Source organism: Paraglaciecola sp. G1-13 (assembly GCF_055809255.1).
Genome location: NZ_CM147903.1, coordinates 1,907,561 through 1,933,854 on the forward strand (window position 1 = coordinate 1,907,561; position 26,294 = coordinate 1,933,854).

At 44.8% G+C, this 26,294-nt stretch carries 18 protein-coding genes and 1 pseudogene; 12 read left to right on the plus strand and 7 right to left on the minus strand.

Annotation, left to right across the window (positions count from 1 at the left end):
* Positions 1 to 138: 138 nt before the first annotated feature.
* Positions 139 to 2,370, plus strand: a complete 2,232-nt coding sequence (katG, locus tag AC0L6N_RS07970) for a catalase/peroxidase HPI (protein WP_473481281.1) — start codon at positions 139 to 141, stop codon at positions 2,368 to 2,370.
* A gap of 121 nt (positions 2,371 to 2,491) precedes the next feature.
* Here the strand turns inward: katG and AC0L6N_RS07975 are convergent, their stop codons facing one another.
* Genes AC0L6N_RS07975 through AC0L6N_RS07990 form a run of 4 tightly spaced genes read right to left on the minus strand, consistent with a single transcriptional unit; the run spans position 2,492 to position 6,939 of the window.
* Positions 2,492 to 3,277, minus strand: coding sequence for a 3-hydroxybutyrate dehydrogenase (locus AC0L6N_RS07975; RefSeq protein ID WP_473480354.1), 786 nt, complete (start codon positions 3,275 to 3,277; stop codon positions 2,492 to 2,494).
* Positions 3,274 to 4,383, minus strand: coding sequence for an extracellular catalytic domain type 2 short-chain-length polyhydroxyalkanoate depolymerase (locus AC0L6N_RS07980; protein WP_473480356.1), 1,110 nt, complete (start codon positions 4,381 to 4,383; stop codon positions 3,274 to 3,276). Before AC0L6N_RS07980 ends, AC0L6N_RS07975 begins: the two co-directional genes overlap by 4 nt.
* Before the next feature lie 26 nt (positions 4,384 to 4,409).
* On the minus strand, positions 4,410 to 5,612 hold the full coding sequence (locus AC0L6N_RS07985; RefSeq protein WP_473480358.1) for an E22 family MetX-like putative esterase: 1,203 nt from the start codon (positions 5,610 to 5,612) through the stop codon (positions 4,410 to 4,412).
* Positions 5,613 to 5,643: 31 nt separating this feature from the next.
* Positions 5,644 to 6,939 carry a GntP family permease gene (locus AC0L6N_RS07990; protein WP_473480359.1) on the minus strand — a complete coding sequence of 432 codons (1,296 nt, stop codon included), beginning with the start codon at positions 6,937 to 6,939 and terminating at the stop codon, positions 5,644 to 5,646.
* Positions 6,940 to 7,132: 193 nt separating this feature from the next.
* Here AC0L6N_RS07990 and AC0L6N_RS07995 point away from each other — a divergent pair, with 193 nt between their 5' ends.
* Together AC0L6N_RS07995 and AC0L6N_RS08000 are read left to right on the plus strand one after the other, a co-directional pair.
* Entirely contained in the window at positions 7,133 to 9,457 is a 2,325-nt protein-coding gene (locus tag AC0L6N_RS07995; RefSeq protein WP_473480360.1) for a TonB-dependent receptor, read from the plus strand.
* A gap of 309 nt (positions 9,458 to 9,766) precedes the next feature.
* Complete coding sequence (locus AC0L6N_RS08000; protein WP_011574794.1) at positions 9,767 to 10,408, plus strand: response regulator; 642 nt, start codon at positions 9,767 to 9,769, stop codon at positions 10,406 to 10,408.
* 75 nt (positions 10,409 to 10,483) lie between these two features.
* Here AC0L6N_RS08000 and AC0L6N_RS08005 read toward each other — a convergent pair whose 3' ends face one another.
* Entirely contained in the window at positions 10,484 to 12,343 is a 1,860-nt protein-coding gene (locus tag AC0L6N_RS08005) for a cation:proton antiporter (RefSeq protein ID WP_473480361.1), read from the minus strand.
* Positions 12,344 to 12,818: 475 nt separating this feature from the next.
* On the opposite strand from AC0L6N_RS08005, the gene AC0L6N_RS08010 reads away from it, so the two are divergent.
* On the plus strand, positions 12,819 to 13,253 hold the full coding sequence (locus AC0L6N_RS08010) for a DUF2214 family protein (RefSeq protein WP_473480363.1): 435 nt from the start codon (positions 12,819 to 12,821) through the stop codon (positions 13,251 to 13,253).
* Between the two features lie 22 nt (positions 13,254 to 13,275).
* On the opposite strand, the pseudogene AC0L6N_RS08015 reads toward AC0L6N_RS08010, so the two are convergent.
* Both AC0L6N_RS08015 and AC0L6N_RS08020 read right to left on the minus strand, forming a co-directional pair.
* Positions 13,276 to 13,552: pseudogene (locus AC0L6N_RS08015) on the minus strand (transposase); the annotation flags it as partial.
* Positions 13,553 to 13,943: 391 nt separating this feature from the next.
* Positions 13,944 to 17,348, minus strand: a complete 3,405-nt coding sequence (locus AC0L6N_RS08020; protein ID WP_473480365.1) for a PAS domain-containing hybrid sensor histidine kinase/response regulator — start codon at positions 17,346 to 17,348, stop codon at positions 13,944 to 13,946.
* A gap of 203 nt (positions 17,349 to 17,551) precedes the next feature.
* Between AC0L6N_RS08020 and grpE the strand changes: the two genes are divergently transcribed.
* The 8 genes from grpE to prc all read left to right on the plus strand — a co-directional run bounded on the left by grpE (position 17,552) and on the right by prc (position 26,126).
* Complete coding sequence (gene grpE / locus AC0L6N_RS08025) at positions 17,552 to 18,166, plus strand: nucleotide exchange factor GrpE (RefSeq protein ID WP_473480367.1); 615 nt, start codon at positions 17,552 to 17,554, stop codon at positions 18,164 to 18,166.
* 133 nt (positions 18,167 to 18,299) lie between these two features.
* On the plus strand, positions 18,300 to 20,219 hold the full coding sequence (gene dnaK, locus AC0L6N_RS08030; protein ID WP_011574800.1) for a molecular chaperone DnaK: 1,920 nt from the start codon (positions 18,300 to 18,302) through the stop codon (positions 20,217 to 20,219).
* 199 nt (positions 20,220 to 20,418) lie between these two features.
* On the plus strand, positions 20,419 to 21,558 hold the full coding sequence (dnaJ, locus tag AC0L6N_RS08035) for a molecular chaperone DnaJ (RefSeq protein ID WP_473480369.1): 1,140 nt from the start codon (positions 20,419 to 20,421) through the stop codon (positions 21,556 to 21,558).
* Positions 21,559 to 21,914: 356 nt separating this feature from the next.
* The gene (locus tag AC0L6N_RS08040) at positions 21,915 to 22,382 is read left to right on the plus strand and encodes a c-type cytochrome (RefSeq protein WP_473480371.1); all 468 of its coding nucleotides are present in this window, start codon (positions 21,915 to 21,917) and stop codon (positions 22,380 to 22,382) included.
* Positions 22,383 to 22,660: 278 nt separating this feature from the next.
* On the plus strand, positions 22,661 to 23,125 hold the full coding sequence (locus AC0L6N_RS08045; RefSeq protein ID WP_011574803.1) for a GAF domain-containing protein: 465 nt from the start codon (positions 22,661 to 22,663) through the stop codon (positions 23,123 to 23,125).
* A complete protein-coding gene (locus AC0L6N_RS08050) occupies positions 23,122 to 23,409 on the plus strand; it encodes a hypothetical protein (RefSeq protein ID WP_006993993.1) in 288 nt (95 codons plus the stop codon). Before AC0L6N_RS08045 ends, AC0L6N_RS08050 begins: the two co-directional genes overlap by 4 nt.
* 22 nt (positions 23,410 to 23,431) lie before the next feature.
* Positions 23,432 to 24,082: an RNA chaperone ProQ gene (proQ, locus tag AC0L6N_RS08055; protein WP_011574804.1), complete on the plus strand. Its 651-nt coding sequence runs from the start codon at positions 23,432 to 23,434 to the stop codon at positions 24,080 to 24,082.
* A 4-nt stretch (positions 24,083 to 24,086) separates the two neighbouring features.
* Positions 24,087 to 26,126, plus strand: coding sequence for a carboxy terminal-processing peptidase (prc, locus tag AC0L6N_RS08060; RefSeq protein ID WP_011574805.1), 2,040 nt, complete (start codon positions 24,087 to 24,089; stop codon positions 26,124 to 26,126).
* Positions 26,127 to 26,294 lie beyond the last annotated feature (168 nt).

Sequence of the window (26,294 nt, forward strand, 5' to 3'; positions counted from 1 at the left end):
ATTGATTAACATTATCGATTAATACAATCTGTTTTTCCGTCTGCAATAAATTTACGTTGACTCCTATAGTCATTAAGCAAAGTGACTAATCTAAAGGACATCAGCATGTTACCTAGAGTAAACAAACGTTCAAACTGCATTGCTAAAAAAACCTCAAATCGCCTTATTAGCGCCGTATCTTTGGCAATAGCCTCATTGTGCATCAGCCAGAGTGCCTTAGCCGATGGTATGCCTAAGACCAATACATTTTGGTGGCCAGAGCAACTGAACTTGCAGCCGCTTAGGCAGAATGATGCGAAATCGAACCCCTTGGGCGGAGACTTTAATTATGCAGACGCATTTAAAACGTTAAATTTAGCGAATGTGAAAAGCGATATTAAAGCACTGTTAACCTCATCCCAAGATTGGTGGCCAGCAGACTATGGCCATTACGGACCGTTCTTTGTGCGAATGGCGTGGCACAGTACTGGTACCTATCGCATGTCAGATGGACGCGGGGGCGGGGCAGGTGGCCAGCAGCGGTTCGAGCCGCTCAACAGCTGGCCGGACAATGTGAGTCTTGATAAAGCAAGGCGTTTGCTGTGGCCAATTAAGCAAAAATACGGTCGCAGTTTGTCCTGGGCTGATTTGATGGTGCTTACCGGAAATGTAGCGATGGAGTCTATGGGCTTTACTATTTATGGATTCGCCGGCGGTCGAGAAGACGACTTCGAACCAGATTTGGTTTACTGGGGGCCGGAAAAAGAATGGTTAGGGGGGAATGAGCGTTATTCTGGTGAGCGAAAATTAGAGGAGCCTCTGGCAGCGGTGCAAATGGGTCTAATTTACGTTAATCCTGAGGGGCCAAATGGTAATCACGACCCTATTTCAGCGGCTGCCGATATTCGTGATGTGTTTGCACGTATGGCCATGAATGACGAAGAAACGGTGGCACTCATCGCTGGGGGCCACACGTTTGGGAAAGCTCACGGTGCGCACAAACCAGATGAATGCTTAGATCCTGCTCCAGCCGGAGCAACGATTGAAGAGCAAGGTTTAGGCTGGAAAAACAATTGCGGAAAAGGCAATGCAGAAGACACCATTACTAGCGGCTTGGAAGGGGCTTGGTCTGTCAGCCCAACTCAATGGACCATGCAATATTTAGACAATTTATTTGGATTTGAATGGGTTAAAACCCAAAGCCCCGCGGGAGCGACTCAGTGGATCCCTAAAGATAATGCGGGTGCGAATTTGGTGCCTGATGCACATGTCAAATCCAAGCGCCATGCGCCCATTATGTTTACGACCGATTTAGCGCTGAAAGAGGATCCTCAGTACAGAAAAATCGCTGAACGCTTTCATGCCGATCCGAAGGAATTTGAGTTAGCGTTTTCAAAAGCATGGTTTAAATTAACCCATCGAGATATGGGCCCTCGCGCGCGTTACGTAGGTGATGAGTCGCCAACGGACGACTTCTTATGGCAAGACCCTATTCCTAGCGTGGACTATTCGCTAATTAATAAACGTGACATCCAACACCTAAAGACGAAATTACTTGATGGCGATGTTACGCCTGCTCAATTAGTCAAAACGGCATGGGCGGCAGCAGCCAGTTTCAGAGCGACAGATATGCGCGGTGGTGTGAACGGCGCTCGTATTCAACTCGCGCCACAAAAAAACTGGGAAGTGAACAATCCGGACGAATTGAACACGGTTTTAACGTTCCTTAATAAGGTGAAAAAAGACTTCAATGACGGGCAAAGCGGTAATAAACAAGTATCGTTAGCGGATTTAATTGTGCTTGGCGGCGCAGCGGCCATTGAACACGCCGCGAGTAAAAATGACTTCGACGTTGAAGTACCCTTTATCCCGGGGCGCAGCGATGCAACCCAGGCTCAAACAGAAGTGGAATCTTTCGCGGTACTAGAGCCAAAAGCGGATGGGTTTAGAAACTACTACGCTCAGGGAAATACCTTATCACCGGTTGAGATGTTAGTGGACAAAGCGAATACTCTAGATTTATCCGTTCCCGAAATGAGTGTGTTAGTGGCAGGTTTGAGAGTGATGAATACCAATGCCGATGGCAGTGATAGGGGCGTACTGACAGATAATCCTGGAACCTTAAACAACGACTTTTTTGTTAATTTACTCGATATGTCAACGCGCTGGGAAAAGGCGAAAGACCAACAGGATCTCTATCTCGGAATAGATCGCAAAAGCAACAAACAACGTTGGTCCGCCTCCTCAGTGGACTTGATATTTGGCTCTAATTCAGAGCTAAGAGCGGTCGCAGAGGTGTATGCATCCGATGATGCTCACCAGCAATTTGTGGATGATTTTGTTAACGCGTGGACTAAAGTCATGACCTTAGATCGCTTTGATTTACAGTAACTAGGTAAGTATTCGCTCGATTGGATAATCTTTAGAAGTCATTACAAGTAAGAAGGCCAGATGTATATTATCTGGCCTTTTTTATTTGACCTGTCCCGTCCTGAGAAATATAAATAAAGGCTTAACGCGCCGTCCAGCCGCCGTCTATAACGATGGTCTGCCCAGTAATATTACGCGCGCTGTCGTTCATTAAAAAAGCGGCGCTGCTGGCGAGCTCATCAATATCAATGAAGGACTTTTTCGGCATGGGTTCGAGCATGACTTTATTGATAACATCTTCTTCGCTCATACCATGTTCTTTGGCTTGGGCTGCTATTTGTTTCTCCACTAAAGGTGTTTTGACATAAGCGGGGCAAAGTGTGTTGATTGTGACATCACAATCACCCGTTTCCAGTGCCAGTGTTTTCGAAAAGCCAAGCAACCCATGCTTTGCCGCTACATACGCCGATTTATAAGGGGAGGCAATAAGGGAATGTACAGAGCCAATATTAATAATTCGGCCGTAGTTTTTACTGCGCATGGTGGGCAGTAACGCTTGCGTCAACATGGCGGGCGCCACCAGCATGATATTGATTAATTGCTGCCATTTGTCCCCAGGGAATTCTTCCAGTTTGGCAACATGTTGAATACCTGCGTTGTTAATCAAAACATCTACCGTGTCAGGAGCAAGGTTAGCGCTAAGGTTATTGATATGCTCTTGATTTGTGACGTCAAGTAAAAGAGCGCGTGCGCTGATCCCCTGTGCCCCTAGTTCTGCGACGGCATTTTCAGCCGCATCCATATTCATGTCTGCGATAACGATTTTATGGCCGTTGCTGCCCAATTGTTGGGCTATCCCTAAACCAATCCCGCTAGCGCCGCCAGTGATCAAAATAGTCCTGTGTTTTATAGGGTGTGAGTTGTTCATTTTGTTGTCTCTTGTTTGGCTAATGCATGAATCATGTTTTTAACGGCTTTTATTTGTTGACCTTGGTTATTGGCATAATCGTCTCCCGTGTATCCCCACCAATCCCAGCAACCTTGGGGATTTAACGGCATCATCATGGAGCTTTTAGTTTGCGGGTAAAGCACCAACATATGATTGGTATCTGCCCAGTTATTGAGGCCAGTTTGCGTCGCGTAGTCGTCACCTACGGCAGTTGTATTTTGGTTACAACCATGAAAGCTCACATGTACGGTGCAGGCTTCGCCTTGTTCGCACGCTTGTGGAACGTACACATACCCCGTATCAGCAAGCGTTGAAGCGGTTTCACCGCCAAGTAAATGTTGGTCTATTTGCATCAACTTACCTTGAGGATGCGCACTGCGAGGGCTCAGTTCAGGGGACATAAAATTAAGCATTTCGCCCGCTGCATCGAAATCGCAGTTGCCGATGAAGGGGGCGCTTGATACATCGCATGTTGTGCCTGAATTAAGCGTAGGGAATAAATGCGCAAAGGGTTTGTCATTGACATAGTGAATGTTTTCAGGCGTCACCCACTGCTGATACTGTTCAAAAAGCGCATCGTTTACTTGCCCAAGTACCTTGGTATCAAGCGTACCGCTTAATAACCAAACCTTGTGTTGCTGTAAATGGCTTAAGTCGGGCAGTTTGCCTTGCTCATGCCATTTTTGCGTTTGGGCATTGAGGGCAGCTAAGTCCAGCGGAGTTTTGATTTGATTAACGCACTGACTAAGGGCAGTTTGTATGCTGTTTTGAGCACAATAGTATGGCCCAGCGGCGATGATACCCACACCAGAGACCCAGTCTGAATGAGCGAGTTCGAACTGGGTAGCCATAAAGCCTCCACTTGATAATCCAGATAAAGTGATTTTATTTAGATCTAAATTGAAGCGTTTCTCGTCTTTTGTAGCAGCTTCTGGTTGCGCGTTTTGTTCAGGTAGCGCGATGGCTGAGGCACTTAATATTCCACTAAGTGACAGGGTTAAAGTGGCGCTAACGGCCTTTGTAAGGGAACAACAGCGAGAACTGCGTTTACTTAACTGGGTAAATTCCGATAATGAGAAAGTCATAATAATCCTTTTTTGTTCTTACAAATCTATTGTTTGTCAGCTAAGAATGCGCTGATGTCTGACGCCGCTTGTTCGATACCTACTACACCATTGAGATGGCCTAGGTCGCCAGTTAACTCACGGTAAGTGGTATTTTTATGGAGTTGCTCTAAGGAATTTGCCGCGTCTTTGGCTAAATAGGGCATCAACAACAAGTCATTGAATGATGGCAGAAAGAACGTTTTTGCTTTGACTGAGGATAGCGCTTGTTTCATGTCACCTGAATGGCCTGCCATATAAAGCTGTGAGGCCCGCACTAAATACAATAGATGGTTAGCATCCATCAATTTAGCTCGGCTTTGAGCTCGTTCTTTTAACCACTTAACAATACTATGCTGCTGGCGAATGTCGTTTAACGGCGCTTCTTCAAGGGCAAAGTAACCTATGCCTTTACCTGTTTGATTAAAAAAAGTCGGTGTAAGTGCGTCTTGGGTAATGAACATTAACGCAGCAATTAACCCTTGGGTTGGCGGTGTACTATCGTAGTAATCACCGTTTTTCCAGTTGGCGTCCAGTTGAATGGGGATTGCCCATTTTTCTAGCAAGGCGGTGGTCCATGCATCACTTTGACCTGAGCCTATCACTGAGATCATTCTAGGCACCCATTCAGGATAAGCCGTCGCCCAATCTAACGCTTGCATAGACCCCATTGAACCACCAACCACCGCATGTAGCTTGGTTACGCCTAACGATTCAAGCAATGATTTTTGCACGTTTACGAAGTCACGAATAGTCACCACAGGAAACGTTAGCCCATAGCGTTTTCCACTATCTGGGTTAATAGACGCAGGCCCAGTGGTAATCACATTGGGGTCGTAAGCATTTAAGTTTGCGAGTGTATCAACACTTAAAACAAAGTATTTGTCGGTATCAATTGCTTTGCCTGGGCCTATTATGGCGTTCCAATATCCCGGCGTTGCGTCATCCGGATGATATTTACCTGCGGCATGTGAAGTCGCACTAAAGTAATGGGTGATCAGCACCACATTGTCTTTTGCTTGATTTAATGTACCGTAGCTTTCCCAACCGACGTGTACCTGCTTGATGGTTTTACCGCCGAAGGTTTCGAACCTTTCTATTTCAAAGCGCTTTTTCTCGACTAATTCGACCGATGCTGCACACGCCTGGGCGCACATGATTAGGCTTAAAGTGGCCAAAAGCCCTTTTTTAAACACCTGGGTTAAGAACATAAAATGCACTCTCTCGTAAATAATTTGCACACTAAAATAGGTTAAACAAGGCGATAGCCAACACAAGACCACATAATGGCACCACAACCGTTAGTGCGCCGACTGACCAATATGACCGCTGGTGAGTCTCATTACAAATTGCCCGGATTAATGTCACCACATAACCATTGTGTGGCAGAGAATCTAGCGCACCCGATGAAATTGATACAACCCGATGTAGCTCTTCAGGGTTCACACCTTGGTCGATGTAATGCGGCGCGAGTAAGGGCAGGGCGATAACTTGCCCGCCTGAGGCCGAGCCTGTTAAACCGGCTATAACACTGATGGCAATTGCTGCGCCAATCAGCTCATTTCCCGGTATATGGGTCATGACTTCTACGGCGACCTGAAACGCCTCGGTAGCTTTAGCGATACTGCCAAACCCCACCACCGCTGCGGTGTTACCAATGGCGACCAAAGCACCTGTAGTGCCAGCGGTGATGGCATTTTGCATATTCATAAAATAACGGTAGTTGATGATCATCAGGGTGAGCACACCGCCACCCAGCGCAATGATCAAGGCTAAATGACCTAGGCTATCGTGGAGCAAAAAGGAAAGTACGAGCACCACTAACAGTGGAATTAACCCAGTTATGGGGCTAGGAAGCGCCCGGTCTGTGATATGAGGATCTTGTTCCCAGTGTTCGAATTTTTCGCCGTTCGCTAACGCTTTGTTGATCATCCGGCGCATCCACCAGAAACCAAACACCGCCATGAAAACCGCCACTACTAAGCTTACTTCCCACGCGGCAAAAGGTGAGGTACCCAAGTATTTAATGGGGATCCAATTTTGAATTTCTGGGGAGCCAGCGGATGTCATGGTAAAGGTGACTGAACCAAATGCCAATGCAGCGGGAATAAAGCGTCTGGGCAAGTTGGCATCTTTGAATAAGCTCAACGCCATAGGATAAACCGAAAACGCCACAACAAAGAGGCTAACCCCGCCGTAGGTCAAAATAGCGCAGGCGAGTACTACCGCCGCAACCGCTTGGCTGCGGCCCAATCTTGCTATGATGAAGCGTGCTACTGCGTCGGCAGCGCCCGTGTCTTCCATGAATTTACCAAACAAGGAGCCAAGCAAAAACATGAAAAACCAAGAAGCAATAAATCCAGAGAAACCCTGCATATAGCTACTGACAAAATTAACATCGCCGATAAAAATCGGGATACCACTGGTAAGCGCGACAATAAGTGCGCACAAGGGGGCGGCGATAAACAAGTTCATGCCACGAATAGTGAGCACTATTAGCAGCAACAACCCGCCTATCAAACCAATTAAACTGAGCATATTATCTTCCTTTAAATGAATACTTGTGACCGCAAGCAAACACGTAAAGTGATGGTGCAAGTGTGTCTTAGCCCAATGAAATTGCCCATAGTACTATGGTACTAAGGACGGCCTGGCAAAACTCGATTAAGGTATTTACGACCGCAGCAAGCAGACAATGAAAAAAACGAAATACTGCAATCAAGGACACACTATGAATAAACAACGATTCACCCAATCCCTTATCGCTGGCGCTGTTGCATCAGTGTTGTGTTACCAACCAGCGTTAATGGCTCAAGAAGCAGATAACGCCACTCAGGCTGAGAAAAAAGGGCTAGAGCGTATTGAAGTCACAGCGCGTAAAACCGTAGAAAGCCTGCAAGAAGTGCCTATTTCTGTTACATCTCTTGGTGCCGTTGAGTTAGATGAAAAGGGAATTTCGGTTATCACTGAAATCCAGCAATTCTCACCCAATACCACTTTGCAAAATAGCCGCGGCACCAATTCGACGCTGACTGCGTTTATTCGTGGTGTGGGCCAACAAGATCCACTTTGGGGTTACGAACCAGGCGTGGGTATCTACATTGATGATGTTTACGTGGCGAGGCCTCAAGGCGCTGTATTAGATTTACTCGATGTTGAACGTATTGAAGTACTCCGCGGCCCACAAGGCACGCTATATGGTAAAAATACCATAGGCGGCGCGATAAAATACGTGACGAAGCCCATGAGCGGCGACCCCACCTTGAACATTCAAGGCACCGTAGGCAGCTATTCACAGCGGGATATCAAGCTTACTGGGCAGTTTCCCGTCATCGAAGACAAGCTTTATGTAGGTTTTGGGATCGCAGATTTAACTCGCGACGGGTATGGTGAATACCTTGAATCGGCTCTTGAAGGGCAAGACTTAGAAAACTATAACAAAGACTTAACCGCGGCTCGGGTGACGGTGGAATTTACTCCATCAGATGATTTATTTTTTCGCTTCGCTTGGGATAAAACCGAAGATGACTCTAATGCTAAAGGCGGTTATCGCTTATTGCCAAGTCGTTTGACTGATGCCCCCGTACCCAATAGCGTATTTGATTCTTACACCAGTTTACCCACTGAAAACAATGTTGAGCTCGAAGGGTATAGCTTGACGGCCAATTGGGATGTAAACGACGATATAAGCTTAAAATACATAGGCGCACATCGTGAAAGTTACTCGCCAACCAATATTGATTTTGATAACACAGCCATAGATATTTTTGATGTACCCGCCATTTATGAAGATGAAAACGACACTCACGAACTGCAATTAGCATACGCCGGTGATGGGTTTAACGCCGTGGGCGGTATTTATTATTATGACGGTGAATCGTGTGGTCAATTTGAAGCCATACTGGGCTTTCTTGGTCGCGCCGCATTCGGCGTGCCTGGTTTAACCCGCGAAGTGTCTGGCTGTAACAACAGCGAAAGTATTGCCGCGTACGTGCAGTCATCTATTGATGTGACCGAGCAACTGTCATTGACCCTTGGCGCACGTTATACCGATGAAGAAAAGCAAGCCACCGTTCGCAATGGTCTAATTTTCGACAACGTATACCCAGAGTCGAACTGGATCCCAGGTTACGTGCGCCCAGAAGGTGAAATAGTGCCACAAGTTTTGGGCAGCGATTCTGACGGTGACGGTATTTTGGATGCTCCAGCAAAAGAAAGCTGGTCACGCTTTACACCCCGCGTAGGCGTTGAATATCAAGTGGATAATGATTTGATGTTTTTTGCCAGTTATTCACAAGGCTTTAAATCTGGTACTTACAATCCCAGAGCGACCATCAATGAGCCAGCGGTCGACCCAGAAGTAGTAGATTCGTTTGAGCTTGGCATGAAAAGCGACTGGAACGATAATTTACGGGCAAATGTTACCTTATTCGCCTTAGAGCATAACGACCGTCAGTACATCTCAGTGTTGCCCGTTACGTCACCTGAAGACTTACAACAAATCTTGGGTAATGTGGGTAAATCTAAAGCCAAAGGGGTTGAAGCTGAAATCACTTATGCCGCTACCGATGAGCTAACCTTTGATGTCTCACTAGGGTATATCGATGCTGAATTTGAAGAGGTATTCCAAGAGACACTGGAAGGGCGAGTTGATGTAGCCGATACCTTTGCTATCTCGAACACTCCTGAGTACACAGCCAATTTCGCTGCTAACTACCTACTTAGCACAAACATGGGCGATTTTGTTTTTAATGCTAACTACTACTACCGTGATGACTATACGATTACGGAAACGTCAAACAGTTTGATCACCCAAGACGGATACGGTTTAGTCAACTTAAGCGTGTCGTGGCAAAGCGAGGACGGCAACTGGTATGGCGGCATTCATGCTAAAAACCTGACCGATGAGGAATACGTAGTGGGTGGCTATCAGTTTGTGGTAGAAAACCCTGATGATCCTACAGGTTATACAGCCGGCACAGGTGGTGATAATACGTTAATTGGTTATTACGGCGACCCACGCACGGTCAGCTTAACGGTTGGCTATCGCTTTTAGTCGCAAAACCAAAAAGGGCGCGGGTGAACGTTCATTTTCACCGCGCCTGATTTCAAATAGACACGCGCACGATAAAAATAAGCATAAGGCGTGAAATGGTAATGACGTTTGGCAGTGAAAACTGCCTTTTTTCGTTTAGGCAATTTACAGTACTGCTTAGCAAACCACTACAAACCCACTTTTTAACTGTAAATTTGATGTAATTAATAAGGACAAGTGATAAATTTATTAAAAATCAGGTAGCTAGCGTCCAGACGTTATCCTACCCAGTGACAAATAAGCCACCTTATTGATAACCGAGTACCTATAATGCACGCTAAAGCCATCGTTGCTGACGACCATCCCTTGTTTCGTAGCGCCATGAAACAGGCCATTCAAGGTGTATTGGGGAACGATATTCTTGAGTCTGCTTCCTATCAACAAACTATCGACTTATTAAAGCTACACAGTGACGTAGAGCTGATTTTTTTGGATTTGAACATGCCGGGCAATGACGGTCTAACAGGCTTGACTATGATCCGAAGTCATTTCCCAGATGTGTTGGTGGCGATTGTATCCGGTGATGAAAGCCCGAGTATGATCCGAAAAGCCATGGATTTTGGCGCCTGTGGGTATATCCCTAAATCAACACCGTTACCGGTAATAGCAGATGCTGTGCGTGAGTTGTTAGAAGGCGAGCAATGGTTACCTAATGAATTAGTAGAGCAGGTTCAAAAAATAGAAGACAGCCAAGAACAGGCTTTCGCGGGCAAACTTGCTCAATTGACTCCTCATCAACTAAAAGTCTTACAGCTTATGGCTGATGGCCTTTTGAATAAGCAAATCGCCTATGAATTGGGTGTCAGTGAATCGACTATTAAGCAGCATGTGTCTGCGGTGTTGCATAAGCTTGGCTTTAATAACCGTACCCAAGCAGGCGTGCTATTCAAACAAATGCTACAGGTCGAATAAGCTAAAGCGGTAGCGTAAAAAAGCCGGTAATGTTACCGGCTTTCTGCACATAATGTGGCATGCCATTGTTTGGCTTTAACCTGGTAGCTTAGACTCATCATTGCTGTTCTCAGCAGTGATTTCTGCTTTAGCAATCGCTTTTTCTATCGGCTTTTCTGGGTTCACTAAACTGACAATCTTCCAATCTGATTTAGGCTTAACGTTGTTTGATGTGGTGAACATATGCACATGATTATGTGTATCTAAGGCACACAATTTAATGGCTCGCTCGTTGTACTGCTCTTTGTAGTCTTCATAGGTAAAAGAATCCGTTAAGCGGGTCGTTTTAATTAACGACCCTTTTGCTACCAAGCCAGCCAGCTTGCCATACGTCGCATCATCACTGAATAAACCAAGCTTCTTGACGTAGGACTCCGACACCTGATGACTCGGGCGCTGCTGCTGTTCGTTATTGTTCAAACCAAGTACTGTGCCTTTGCCCATTTCGTGCTCAAAATGGTAGGTCACCATAGGGTTTAATTGGCGATAGGGTGACATCACCAATACTTTGCCAAACATCGACAAATCTAGGGTACGCGCGGCATGTTCTGACATTGGGTTACCAAAGTAGGTGGGGATGTTCTCCATACGAGCTAAACGCATATTATTCCAGTTGGTATCCGTGATGCGTACTTGTACATCATGGCTCATCAATTCTTTAGCGAATAAACGGCTAAACAAACCACCCCCGAAGATTAAAAACCCGTGCGGGGCAGGGGCGCGCATATTGAGCTTTTTCGCCACTGTGACTGAGGTAAGACTCTGTAGCACAACCGTGGTGATGATCACCAAAAACACCATAGGTACCAGTAATTCAGCCTGTTCGTACTCTAAGACTTCTAGCTTTAATGAAAACAAAGCAGATACCGCTGCTGCAACGATGCCTCGCGGTGCTATCCAGCTAAGTAGCGCGATTTCTCGCCAGTTTAAACCAGTCCCTAACGAAGACAGAATGACACCCACGGGACGTGCGACAAACATGATAGCAACAAGCACTAAAATGGAGCCCCAACCAACACTTAACACAGAGTGCAAATCAATACGCGAAGCGAGCAAAATAAACAGGCCCGAAATGAGCAGTACGCTCAAGGTTTCTTTAAATTCTAAAATGTCTTCCACATCGACATTTTTCATATTAGCCAGCCACATACCGATAATGGTTACGGTCAACAAACCTGATTCGTGCGCGATAACATTCGAGCCGGCAAACGCGCCTAACATCAACGTCAGTACAGCGGTGTTTTGCAAGTAGTGGGGGATCCAGCTATTACGCAGGGCCAAGCCGAGTAAATATCCAGTTGCAGCGCCAATACCTAAGCCGACGCCTAACGTTAACCCAAATGCGTACAAGGTGTGACTCAGCGCGTCTTGGGTAGAGATAATATATTCGAACACAAGCACGGCCAATAACGCACCGATAGGGTCGATGACAATGCCTTCCCAGCGTAAGATGTTGGCGACCTTACTGCTTGGGCGCACGGTACGCAGCATAGGGACAATCACCGTTGGACCGGTTACGGTTACAATCGCGCCAAACAAAAAGGCTAACTGCCATGAAACGCCTAACGCATAATGCGCAACAGGGGCAGTAACAAGCCAGGTGACTAACGTGCCTACGGTACAAAGGTTACGCACCATAGAGCCATGACCCGCCAAATCACCAAAGCGCAGTGTTAACGAGCCCTCAAATAGAATGATGGCCACAGACAAGGACACAATAGGAAAGAGTAAATCACCGAATAGCGCATCGGCGTTGATTACGCCATACACAGGACCGACTAAAATCCCCACGACTAACAAGGGCAAAATGGCAGGTAATTTAATCCGATAAGCAAAATACTGACAAGCGATAGAAATAAGGCCTACCGCCACTAGAGGAATGATTGGGTCGCTCACGTGAGATCCTTGTAGAACGAATAAACATAATTACTTAGATCAGACCACAGGTCACTCGCTAAAAGCAATAATACCTTTGATTGTTTGAATCAGTGCTAGCGTTAAATTAGTCATGTGCCGATGTGACATGTTCGGTTTTGCAGCACTACCATCCTAATGATTAAGTCCTTACATTGCTCATTTAATGGTCTGTAAGTTTGGCATAAACAGCACTGTAATTTACATGTGTATTTATACAGTTATAGCCGCTATCTCCTATAACAGCAAGTTCTTAGCAAAATGTCGCATATCAACAAAAGTGTTTTAAGAAACCGGAAAGATAGCTAACCTATACAATGACATAGGAAAAATGTTAAAAATGATGATGTATATATGCGACAAAATGCCGTGTTTAATACGCGGATGCAATCACCTCATTTTGCAAGATATTAATATTGTTATACGTTTAGTCATATCACGGAGATTGTGATCAATTATGGAAGAAGTATTCGTTAGGTATCTACACTTTTTAGGAATTATTACTTTAGCCTCTGCGTTACTTGGTGAGCATTTATTAATTTCTAAAGAAATGGATCTAAAGTCCTTTAAAAAATTAATTATTGTCGATGCTATTTATGGTTTAGGTGCAATCGCAACATTAGTTGGAGGTGGTTTATTATGGTTTGTAGTTGGTAAGCCAGCTGCATTTTATTCTTCAAACGTCATTTTTCATATTAAACTAATTTTATTCTTATTAATCGGGCTGTTATCAATATTACCAACGGTTTTCTTTCTTCGTAACAGAAAGGCAACATTCGAGTCAATAACAATACCAAGGTATATAGTTAAAATTATTCGCGTAGAGCTTTGTTTATTAGTGGTTTTACCTTTATTAGCAACTCTAATAGCTCGCGGAGTAGGCAACGTATAACAAGAGACTATGGCGTCAATAGCTAATTTGTAGCCTTTGGCTCTTCCCACATGACTCCTTTCTGAGCATTGAATTTAAGATAACAACCATCTTTCTAATGCACACAATAATAGCCACTTCCTTAGGTTTTCCTGCTGCGACTAATCGTTGATATGTTACCTTAAATACGGGGTTACTTTGTATCGCTGACATCATCGCATGTACAAAACGGTTCTGACTTGATGTCTGCCACCTTGGATTTTCCGTAACCCTTTATAGCGCCCACTTTCGCGATTCATGGGAGCCACACCGACTAAGGCAATTACATAGACACCCATCTTTAGAATCGTATTAAAAAGCACACCTGCTCAGAGTGGGGAATTCCCCCTCAATGAGCATCAAAGTACTTTTGGGTTTAGTGATTAAGAATTTTTCTGGAATATTGCGTCTATAGGAAGGAAACTGCGCGCAAGGTCAATTTTCGGGCAAAGGAGTAGGCTACAAGATATGCATGATATGTAATGCTCGAAATTGATTTAAGCACGCTTTAACAATGCTTTCGCTTTGGTCATTCCCGGCAATCGTTGATGATGAGTGTGGCGCTTAAATGCATTCATCATTTGCTCCGCACCTGCTGCGTAGCAGAAGTGTTTTTCGAACTCGGTGGTTAACGTTAGCTACTGTGCTCCTAAATCGCTAAAGCATAAACCACTATTTTTTAGCCAGCAGTTGTTTAATCAGTCTTTTCAAAGCGAGAGGTTTAAGCGGTTTTGGTAAATAATGCATTTGCTCATCTATCGCTTGTTGTCTAATTTGCTCATCTTGGCGCGCAGAGTTAAGAATGCTGGGAATGTGCAAGCCATTTTCGCCAATAAACAATTGCCTGATAGCGTGGGCCACATCTATACCGGTTTCACCATGGTCGAGTTGGTAGTCGAGTATCATTAAGTCTATCGGCTGATTGAGTAATTGCAGCGCAGTTTTAGTATCTTTGGCTGCAATCACGGTTGCGCCCCAATCAACTAATAACCGTTGTAGCGCGTCTAGGATCTGAGGCTCGTTATCAACAATCAGTACACGTTTGTTATGTAGCGGCAGGTTAACATCATTGCTTCCACGGGCTGCTGTTTTTGGAGAGTTATTTTGTTTATTCCCTATTGGTACGGCGATATCAAATGACGTACCTTTGCCCAGCGTTGAGTGTAACGTTACAGGGTGATCAAGTAGGGCACTGATACGCTCGACTATGGTTAAACCTAAGCCTAAACCTTGAGCACTAGGGTTGCTGTCTAACTGATGAAACTCCAGAAATATTTCTTGCTGTTTGTCTTCGGCAATCCCGGCACCGGTGTCCATAACACATATTCTAGCCTGACCATTTTGCCTTTTTACGCCCAGTAATATACGCCCAGAATCGGTATATCGGATAGCATTTGATAATAGGTTTTGTATTATTCTTCTTAGCAATTTAGGGTCAGACATTACCCATAAATTAGTGCGTACATAAGTTACGCGTAACTTCTTTTGTTCCGCAAGCACTGAAAATTCATTGAGCATGGGGCGTAAAATACTGTCTAACGGAAAGGTTTGTACATGTGGCGTCAACGCCCCTGATTCTAGACGCGTCATGTCGAGTAGCATTGACAGTAAAGACTCAGCATTACTCAGTGAATCGACGAGATTAGAGCTCATCTCCGCCATTTCTCCTGGGGGCGATTTTTGTTTAAGCATGGCGGCAAACAAGGAAGCCGCATTGAAGGGCTGCATGAGATCATGACCCGCAGCGGCTAAGAACTTGGTTTTGCTCTCGTTAGCACCTTCCGCATCACGGCGTGCTTTCTCAAGATCAATATTGGCAATTTGTAGCTGCTCGGTGCGTTCTTGGACCCTGGATTCTAAGCTCGTTTTAGCCTGCTCAAGTTGCTGCTGAATATTGATGTATTCTGTAATGTCACTGTAGGTGGTAACAAAGCCTCCGCCGGGTAACGGGCGACCATTTAATTCAATGACCTGACCATTCTCTTGATGACGAACATATTTATAGGCGCTGCCTGATTGCATAAAGGCAACGCGCTTTTTAATCTCCATTTCTATATTGCTTTGCCCCGTGTCGGCGTTATGACCAAATAGTCCTCTTTTGGCATTAAATTCTAGCAATTGATAAATGGACATACCCACTTGTACAAAACCTCTGGGGTAGTTAAACAGTTCAACATAGCGCTGATTCCATGCGAGCAAATTCAGTTCCCGGTCAAGTACGACTATGCCTTGTTGAATATTTTCCACTGACGATTGGAGTAATTCATGGTTAAACTGAAAGGTTTGGCTAGCCTCTTCAACCAACTCTACGAGCTCTGACAGCTCGACATCCCGCTTCTCACCGATGGCAGAAAGCAAAATACGCGCACTGGCACTGCCTACTTGCCCCGCAAGTTCGCTTTCAATCGCAGATAACAGCTTGGGGCTAGCGTAGCCCGCAAGTTGAACTGGAGTAAGTTTATCCAGTAATGCTTGGTGACGCTCAGCCCCCCATACTCTCTCTGTAATGGTTAATAAGTTTGATACTTTTACCGCGTGACCAAAAGGTTGGGTATTGTGAGTAATGGCATCGTGTACCATGTTCTGGCTGCGCATACCTTGGATAAAAGACACCAAGAAAAAACACACAATATTGACCCCTAAACTGAATACAAATCCTTGTGCAAGTTGAATGTCTGAGGGAGCATCGTTGAAATAATAGCTTGCGGTAATACTGGGCCACAGTAACCAATACGCCCAGCAAAGGAAGCCACTGGCTAGAGCCAACTGCGCGGCTAATCTGGTGCCCCGTTTCCAGTATAAACCGAGTAATAGGATAGGAAATGTTTGCGACAACAGCGCTATCGCGATAACTCCACTTTGCACCAACGATGCCGATTGACTGATATTGACGTGATAAAAATAAGCCACTCCTAATACGACTAGCACAGTGGCGCGTCGAATGAGTAAGATACTACTGGGTTTTAAGCGGTGTCGCTGTTGGGTGCGTAACTGCAAGGTTAACCACAATGGGGTGGCGATGTTATTGGATATCATGACACCCATCGCAAGGGTGGCCACTATGATCATGCTGGTCGCTGCTGCGAGCCCACCAATGAAGGCAATAATGGTGACCCATGAATTTCCTGACGCCACCGGTAAGGCAAGAGCGTAAGTGTCTGTGCTGACACTGCCTTCAGGAAAGAGCATGTGCCCAGCTAGGGCAATGGGTAGCACGAATAATGTCATCCCTAATAAATACAAAGGGAACAGCCAACGGGCAGTGGTGATTTCTTTGTCACCGTTGTTTTCGATAAAATTGATATGAAATTGCCGGGGCAAGCAGAACATCGAACAAACCCCAAGCAGCATTTGACTGGCGTAGACCCAAACTCCTGAATCTGCGTTGATGGTTTCGCTCGCGCGTTGGTGTAACTGTGCTTTTCCTAACAAGTCAAATACACCGTCATATAAACTGTAACAAACGAACAGACCTACAATCACTAAACCTGCCAGTTTCACAACAGATTCGAACGCCACTGTAAACATCAAACCTGGATGTTTATCGGTGAGATTGAGGGAGCGTGTTCCGAACAATACTGCGAAAATTGCCATTAATACTGCTACATAGAAACCTACGCCGTCAGGCCAGAGATTATCCGCTCCTGTTACCACGCGAATACCACCGGTTACGGCGTCTAATTGCAACGCGATATAAGGTACAACCCCAATAAAACACAGAAGCGTGACAAGAGCCGCCAAGAAGTGAGACTTGTCGTAACGCAAACTAAGAAAATCAGCGAGGGAGCTTATATTATGCTGGTGACATACATTGGCCACACGTCGAAGGATAGGGTGAGCAAATAGGAAAACACAAATCACCCCCATATAAGTAGGAATAAAAGCCCAGCCATAATGCGCGGCTTGTGTGGTGGTACCGAAAAATGCCCAAGACGTACAATGAACCCCAAGCGCCAGGCTATAGATATACGGATGTTGCTGATGGGCTTTTGCACGTTTATCGCCCCAGAAGGCCAATAGAAACAATATCAGTAAGTAGCCAACCACGATGGCCATCAAGGACAAGACACTAAACATAGGGATTCGCATTTATTATTATATCAATACTCTATCTCGAACATCGTTGATGTAAAAGAGCGTATTTTTATTGATCAGGCGCAATCTTTAGACACAATTTTTTTAAAACATCGAAAAAAGACCCTTGAAGAGCCTTAAAGCAACCCCATTAATAGCTGCAATCGAATTTAGCTTTAATGTGATATTTAAGAACGGAGTGAAAAATGAGTAACGAAGAGCAAGCTCAAAAAGATGACGCCCAGCCGGTCAATGAAGCCGCTATCGACGCCACTGCGGAACAAGCAGATGCAGAGGTTGAAGAGTTAAGCGCTGAGCAAGCACGTATTCTTGAGCTTGAAGCAGCATTAGCTGCATCGGAAGCCACGTTAGCTGCACAAAAGGACTCAGTTATGCGTGCCATTGCCGATGCCGACAACGTACGTAAACGTGCTGAAGGCGAAGTCGATAAAGCACGTAAATTTGCCCTTGAAAAGTTCGCATCAGAGCTTTTACCCGTTGCAGACAACTTAGAGCGTGCACTGCAAGTGGCAGATAAAGAAAACGAAGCGATTAAACCTGTGATTGAAGGTGTGGACATTACCCTTAAATCATTTGTGAGCAGCATCGAAAAATTCGGAATGAAAGTTATCGATCCACAGGGAGAAACTTTTAATCCAGAACAGCATCAGGCTATGTCGATGCAAGAAAACGCAGAATTGCCTGCTAATACAGTGATGGCAGTGATGCAAAAAGGTTACGAATTAAATGGTCGTCTTTTACGTCCAGCAATGGTGATGGTATCCCGTGCCCCTGAAGGCGGCGTTGATACCCAAGTTTAATTCGTGGGCTTTGACGAAAAAATACGAAAAATATTCACAAAAATGGGGAATTTTTTCAATTAGCTAATTGAAAACTGACGAAATAACCCCACAAAGTGTACAGGCATTATTAAACAAATTTGGAGAAAAACTAATGGGTAGAATCATTGGAATCGACTTAGGTACAACTAACTCTTGTGTTGCTGTACTTGATGGTGAAAAAGCAAAAGTAATCGAAAACGCTGAAGGCGATCGCACAACTCCCTCAATCATCGCTTACAGCCAAGACGGTGAAACATTGGTGGGTCAACCTGCAAAACGTCAGGCTATCACCAACCCTAAAAATACCTTATTCGCGATTAAGCGTCTTATCGGTCGCCGTTTTGAAGATAAAGAAGTACAGCGTGATATTGACATCATGCCTTTCGATATCATCAAAGCAGATAATGGTGATGCTTGGGTTCAAGCAAAAGACGAGAAATTAGCACCACCGCAAATCTCTGCTGAAGTTTTGAAAAAAATGAAAAAGACAGCTGAAGATTACCTAGGTGAAGAAGTAACAGCAGCGGTTATCACCGTTCCTGCATACTTCAACGATTCACAGCGTCAGGCAACTAAAGATGCAGGCCGTATCGCTGGTCTTGAAGTAAAACGTATTATTAACGAGCCAACAGCCGCTGCACTTGCATACGGCATGGACAAGAAAAAAGGCGACAGCGTTGTTGCGGTATACGATTTAGGTGGTGGTACATTCGATATCTCTATCATTGAAATCGATGAAGCTGACGGCGAGCATACTTTTGAAGTACTTGCCACCAATGGTGATACACACTTAGGTGGTGAAGATTTCGATAACCAAGTTATCAACTACTTGGTAGAAGAGTTCAAGAAAGATTCAGGTATGGATTTACGTAAAGATCCATTAGCGATGCAACGTCTTAAAGAAGCCGGCGAGAAAGCGAAGATTGAATTGTCTTCTGCACAACAAACTGAAGTGAACTTGCCGTACATTACTGCTGATGCGTCTGGTCCTAAGCATTTAACCATCAAGCTTACTCGTGCAAAACTTGAGTCACTTGTTGAAAAAATGGTTAAAGCAACCCTTGAGCCACTAAAACAAGCGCTTGCGGATGCTGACTTATCAGTAGGTGATATCAACGATATCATTTTGGTCGGTGGTCAAACGCGTATGCCTTTAGTACAGAAATACGTAACTGAATTCTTTGGTAAAGAACCAAGAAAAGACGTTAACCCTGACGAAGCAGTTGCGGTAGGTGCAGCCATTCAAGGCGGCGTATTGTCTGGTGATGTTAAAGACGTATTGTTACTTGACGTAACACCTTTATCACTGGGTATCGAAACAATGGGCGGTGTAATGACAGCCTTGATCGAGAAGAACACAACTGTACCGACTAAGAAGTCTCAAACCTTCTCTACAGCTGAAGACAACCAGTCAGCGGTTACAGTACATGTACTTCAAGGTGAGCGTAAGCAAGCTGCTGGCAACAAATCTCTTGGTCAATTCAACCTTGAAGGCATTCGCCCAGCACAGCGCGGCGCGCCACAAATTGAAGTTACCTTCGACATCGATGCTGATGGTATCTTGCACGTATCTGCCAAAGATAAAGACACCAACAAAGAGCAGAAAATCACTATCAAGGCTTCTTCTGGCTTGAGTGATGACGAAGTCGAAAAAATGGTACAGGACGCGGAAGCGAACAAAGAAGCGGACAAGCAGTTCGAAGAAATGGTTCAAGCACGTAATCAAGCTGACGGCCTAATTCACGGTACGCGTAAGCAAGTGGAAGAAGCTGGTGATGCTTTGTCTGATGAAGATAAAGCAGAAATCGAAGCTGCAGTTGTTGCTCTTGAAGAAGCAGTAAAAGCAGGTGAGAAAGAAGCTATTGAGTCTAAAACTCAAGAGTTGATTCAAGCTTCTGCGAAGTTGATGGAAGTGGCGCAAGCACAGCAGGCAGCTGCCGGTGCTGAAGGCCAACCTGAAGACGCTTCTGCTAAGCAAGACGACGACGTTGTTGATGCCGAGTTCGAAGAAGTAAAAGACGACAAAAAGTAATTTTGTTGACTACATCAGTCCGAGCGTCTTAACGACGTTAGGGCAAGCTCGGGCGCATGGAGTTAATTCATAGCGCCCGCGTTTGTTTCATAACCTCATGTGTTTTGGCTATCACCAAACTCGCGACAAGGTATGAAATTGCAATAGAAGAATAGGTAGTCAGCGTTGTGGGCTACAAATATCAGGATAAACAAGCTATATGTCGAAGCGAGATTATTATGAAGTGCTGGGTGTCGAGAAGTCGGCTTCCGAGCGCGATATAAAAAAGGCTTACAAGCGCCTTGCGATGAAATACCACCCGGATAGAACTCAGGGTGACAAAGCCATGGAAGAGAAATTCAAAGAAGTGCAAGAGGCTTATGAAATTCTCACCGACTCGCAGAAACGTGCGGCGTACGACCAATATGGTCATGCGGGCGTTGATCCGAATCGTGGACATGGTGGCGGTCATGGTGCAGGTGATTTTGGCGACATTTTCGGCGATGTATTTGGCGATATATTCGGTGGTGGTCGCGGTGGCGGTCGTCAGTCGCGCGCTGCTCGTGGTTCCGATTTACGATACAACCTTGAGCTGAGCCTAGAAGAAGCTGTTCGCGGGAAAAGTGTTGAAATTCGCGTACCTACTTTGGCTGAATGCGATACTTGTGATGGTTCTGGTGCCAAAAAAGGTTCAAGTGCGAAGACGTGTACCACGTGTCATGGACAAGGCCAAGTGCAAATGCGCCAAGGCTTTTTTGCTGTACAGCAAGCGTGCCCAACCTGTGGTGGTAAAGGTAAAATCATCACTGATCCGTGTGATGTATGTCACGGCCAAGGACGAGTTGAGAAAACCAAAACCTTGTCTGTAAAAGTGCCAGCAGGGGTAGATACCGGCGACCGTATACGTCTTTCTAATGAAGGTGAAGCGGGTGAAAACGGTGCTCCAGCAGGCGACTTATACGTTCAAGTCCATGTTAAGCAGCATAAGATCTTCGAGCGTGACGGTAACAACCTGTACTGTGAAGTACCGCTTAGTTTCACTCGCGCTGCTATCGGTGGGGAAATTGAAGTCCCAACCCTTGAAGGCAAAGTTAAATTGAAGGTCACGCCAGAAACACAAACCGGTAAAATGTTCCGTTTGCGTAACAAGGGTGTGAAATCTGTACGCAGTGGCAGCGTCGGTGATTTGATCTGTAAAGTGGTTATCGAAACCCCGGTAAACTTAAATAGCCGTCAGAAAGAATTGCTTGAAGAGCTCGAAGAATCTATGGGTAAAGGTAAAGAAACCGCTAAGAACCGCCCGAAAGAGAGTGGCTTCTTTGACGGTGTTAAAAAATTCTTTGATGACTTAACTAACTAGCCACAGTAGCCATACTGCAGTTTAAACCGCTAGTCATTGTTGAAAGCCGCTGTAAAGCGGCTTTTTTATACCTGCTTGCCCAATGTGTGAACGCGATAAACACTAATGACTGTAAATTTGCATGTATTCAGCTTTGGTTTTTGGTAGCCTAAGTGAGTTGGCACTTTGCATTAATTTTCAGTATTTCAATGACCTAGGATACGAAAATGATGCAGAGTAAAAACAGTTATTCACATATTGTTGTATCAGGCAGGTTTATTGCTTCTACTGAATTGAAAGACGTAGCTTTAGTTTTATAGATAATCAATATATCTATAGGGAATGAATAAACCAAAACACCAAACAGGCGAGGGACTATGAAAAAATTATTAGTAAGTGCAATAGCCAGTACCATGTTACTAACCGCTGGAGCGTCAGCGCAAGAAGCCAGCTCTGAAAAACAAGCCAAAAGTGCGGCCCAATTTCGCCAAGCATTGTTGCAGCTCGTGCGCAGTAATGTAGGTGCTTTAGGCGCTATGGCGAAGGGCGCTATCCCTATGGATACGCAAACTATAGAGACGAACGCCACCCGCTTAGAGCAATTGTCTTTGATGATGGACGACTATTTTGCCTTAGATACGTCTAGTTTTGATATTGAAACAGAAGCGTTACCGAAAATTTGGCAAGACCGCGCAGATTTTGCTACTAAGGTAGACGCATTAACTGACGCTTCTCAAGGCCTAAAAACGGCTGCCATGAAGGGCGATGAGAGTGCATATAAAGCGGCTATCGGCAGTGTGTTAAAGAGTTGTAAAGGATGTCACGACAGCTACAAAGCTGAATAAAATAAAGATGTATTCTGACTAGAAGGCGCTGCGGCGCCTTTTCTGTTGTGTACGAGTTAATTTTTAGGAGCGCAAAAGGTAGCGATATAGTAACAGTTTTGGGTCTTTTGCCTTGAGTTACCCCTTTACAATAGGCAGTTAATTGAACAATTTTGATAAATATACCGTTAATCCTAAAAATATCCCTAATTTTCTTTATATTTGAACTTGATCCAGTTAACTTGAGCGCCATATCGAGCCCTTAGGTATTATTTTCATTATTTATTGGTGCATAACACGTGACATTAAGCAAAACAGACCTTTACCAAGAGGTCGCTCAGCAAGCGCAGGCTTTGATGGCTGGTGAAAAAGATTTAATTGCGAATTTGGCTAATTTGAGCGCGCTGATGTATATGCGTTTACCTGAGCTTAATTGGGCCGGTTTTTATTTACTCAAAGACAATGAATTGGTGTTAGGTCCGTTTCAAGGTAAGCCTGCCTGCATCCGCATACCAATGGGACGCGGTGTGTGCGGTAAAGCTGCTGAAACGGGGTTATCTCAGTGCATTCATGATGTGCATGCTTTTGACGGGCATATAGCATGTGACGCTGACTCTAACGCAGAAGCGGTGCTGCCTGTATATCAAAAGGGACAATTGCTTGGCGTGATGGATCTTGATAGCCCTCACACGGGGCGATTCGACCAAGATGACATGACCGGTTTACAAAACTTGGTCAACATATTGCAGGATGCAATTGCATGAAAAATTCTATCGATATTCATGTGGCACTCGCCACCCTAGACGATATGGAGTTTTGGGAGGATAATGCCGAAGAAGCGATGGACCGTTTCAATTCGTTGTTGCACATGCTGTACGACAATGCAGATGAAGATATAGAGACCGTCAGTTTAGAAAATATGATCCAATATATTTGGGAAAACTGGCGTAACGACAGTCATTTACTTGACATAGACGATGATGATTTATTTGATTGGGTTGACCAACTATTGTCAACTTGGGATGATGAGCATCAAGAACCCCGCTAACTACACACAACTAGAATATTTAATGGATAATCCTCAAAAGTTTTCAAACAGTAAAGAAGTCATCAATTTTTTAAGTGAGTCGTTTCCTGCATGCTTTAGCGTGACAGGGGATGCGAAACCGCTAAAAATTGGCATTTTCCAAGATTTAGCTCAGCGCCTTGAAGAAGAAGAGCGTGTAAGTAAGACATTGCTTCGCTCCTCTCTTAGACACTATACAAATAGCTGGCGTTATTTGCATAGTGTGAAAGAAGGTGCTTTTCGCGTTGACCTTGACGGTCAGCAGGCTGCTCCTATTGAAAAAGAGCATGCAGACCACGCCCAAGCACAGCTTGAAGAAAGCAAAGCGAAAGTAGCAGAAAAGCGCAAAGCGCAGAATGCTGCCAAGCCTGGTGCAAAGAAAAGTTACAAATCCAAGACAGTTCCTGCATTTAAATCCTCGCCCAAGGGAACTAATCAGGATAATGTGAAGCCAAAAGCTAAGTTACCACCCCCAGAGAAGCTATCAGCTGAGCAATTAGTCGCGGGAACTTCCGTTACCGTAAAAATAGGTAAATCGCCTATGCCTGCTACAATTACTGATGTCAGTAAAGATGGTGTTCAAGTACAGCTTGATACAGGTATGGTGGTAAAGGTTCAAGTAGATAACTTGAGGTTGGCCCGTTCTAAGAGGTAGTTTAATGATCAATTCAATTCGCGTTACCGCTGTATCAGCACTTTTTGCATTTAGCTCGGTGGCCCTTGCGGTCACGCACGCAGAAAGTGTCGACGAAATTCCTGTTCTTAAGCAGGAATCGCAACATGCAGTGTCGGTTAAACGCATTTCATCTAATTTTTTGCGTTCGCACTACAAGCCGATCACATTAGATGATGCCCTGTCAGAGAAAGTATTCGATCGCTACATGCGTTCTCTTGATATCAACCGTAACGTGTTTTTGAATGCTGATGTTGAAAAATTCAAAGCAGAGCAAGATCATTTTGATGAAGCCATTGAGATGGGCGACTTAGATATCGCCTATCAAATTTATCAACTGAATATGCAGCGCCGTATTGAACGATATGAGTATGCATTGACCTTACTTGATAAAGAATTCGATTTTGAAAAGAAGGGTGACACCTTCACTTTCGATAGAGAAGAAGCTGCTTGGCCAAAAAACACCGCTGAATTAGATGAGCTGTGGCGCGAGCGCGTGAAGTATGACGCCTTGAACTTAAAGTTAGCCGATAAAGAATGGCCAAAGATCCAAGAGTTGTTAACTAAGCGTTATGAGCGGGCTATTAAACGCTTAAAGCAAACGACCAGTGAAGATGTGTTTCAAACCTTGATGAATTCGTTTGCGCGCAGCATCGAAGCGCATACCAGTTATTTGTCACCGCGTAATGCAGAGCGTTTCCAAATGGAAATGAATTTGTCATTTGAAGGCATTGGTGCCGTATTGCTAAGTGAAGACGATTTCACCGTTATCCGCAGTGTTGTGCCTGGTGGTCCAGCAGATCTATCGAAAAAAATTAAGCCAGAAGATAAAATTGTCGGCGTCGCTCAAGATGACGAAGACTTTGTTGATGTTATCGGTTGGCGCTTAGATGAAGTAGTTGAACTGATCAAAGGGCCAAAGGGAAGTGTGGTTCGTCTTCAAATAGAGAAAGGCGATTCAGAAAGCACGGTTCCTGAAGTGGTGAGTTTAACCAGAGATAAAATTAAGCTAGAAGACAGAGCCGCTAAGTCTGAAGTGTATGTGCCTGAAACAGGCCCGCATAAAGGCGAAAAACTCGGTGTTATCACCATTCCCTCTTTCTACAACAAACTGAGCGTTGATGTTCGTAAAGAACTTGAAAGCTTAAAAGAGCAGAACGTCGAAGGCGTGATTGTTGATTTGCGCGGTAATGGCGGAGGCTCCTTAACTGAGGCTACGTTGTTGACCGGTTTGTTTATCGACAAAGGACCTGTGGTGCAAATTCGTGACGGTGCAGGGCGCATACGTGTTGAACAAGATGTTGATGGTAAAACCTATTATGATGGTCCGCTCACCGTATTGGTTGATAGGTACAGTGCGTCTGCCTCTGAAATTTTCGCAGCGGCGATGCAAGACTACAGCCGCGCTTTGATTTTAGGTGAACAAACGTTCGGTAAAGGCACCGTGCAACAGCATCGTGGTTTAGGGCGTATTTATGATTTATATGAAAACCCCTTAGGCAGTGTGCAATTTACCATTGCAAAGTTTTACCGCATTGATGGCGGTAGTACGCAGCATCAAGGTGTGGTGCCCGACGTATTATTTCCCTCGGCGATTGATCCTAAAGATTGGGGTGAAAGCCAAGAAGAAAACGCATTACCATGGGACAGCATTAAACGCGCAACATACTCTACGTTTGGCGATACATCGCAAGCGGCTAAACAACTGAGTGAATTGCATGAAAAACGCGTGAAAGCGGATCCTGAGTTTGCTTATATTTTCGAAGATATCGCTCAGTATAAAAGCAAAGAAGATGATAAAACCCTTTCTTTGGTAGAGTCAGAGCGTATCAAAGAGCGTGAAGAGCGTGACGCAAAACGTCTAAAACGCGCCAATGAGCGTCTTGTTCGTCAAGGTTTAGAGCCGGTAAAAAGTTTAGATGATTTACCTGAGGACCAACCTGAGATTGACCCTTTCTTAGATGAAGCGGCAAACATTACTTATGATTTGCTGGGCACAGGCAAGTACGCCATTCACGCACAATAAGTGTAAAACGATATCGAGGGGCTAGTATATCTAGCCCCTTTTTTGTTTGTGTTGCTTTTCTAATAGCATGGTACCAACCAAACCGATAAACTAACGGCAAATAAAATAACAATATCAGCTTGGTAGGTAGATGTTCTGATTTGCCACTTCTGATAGAAATAATAAACC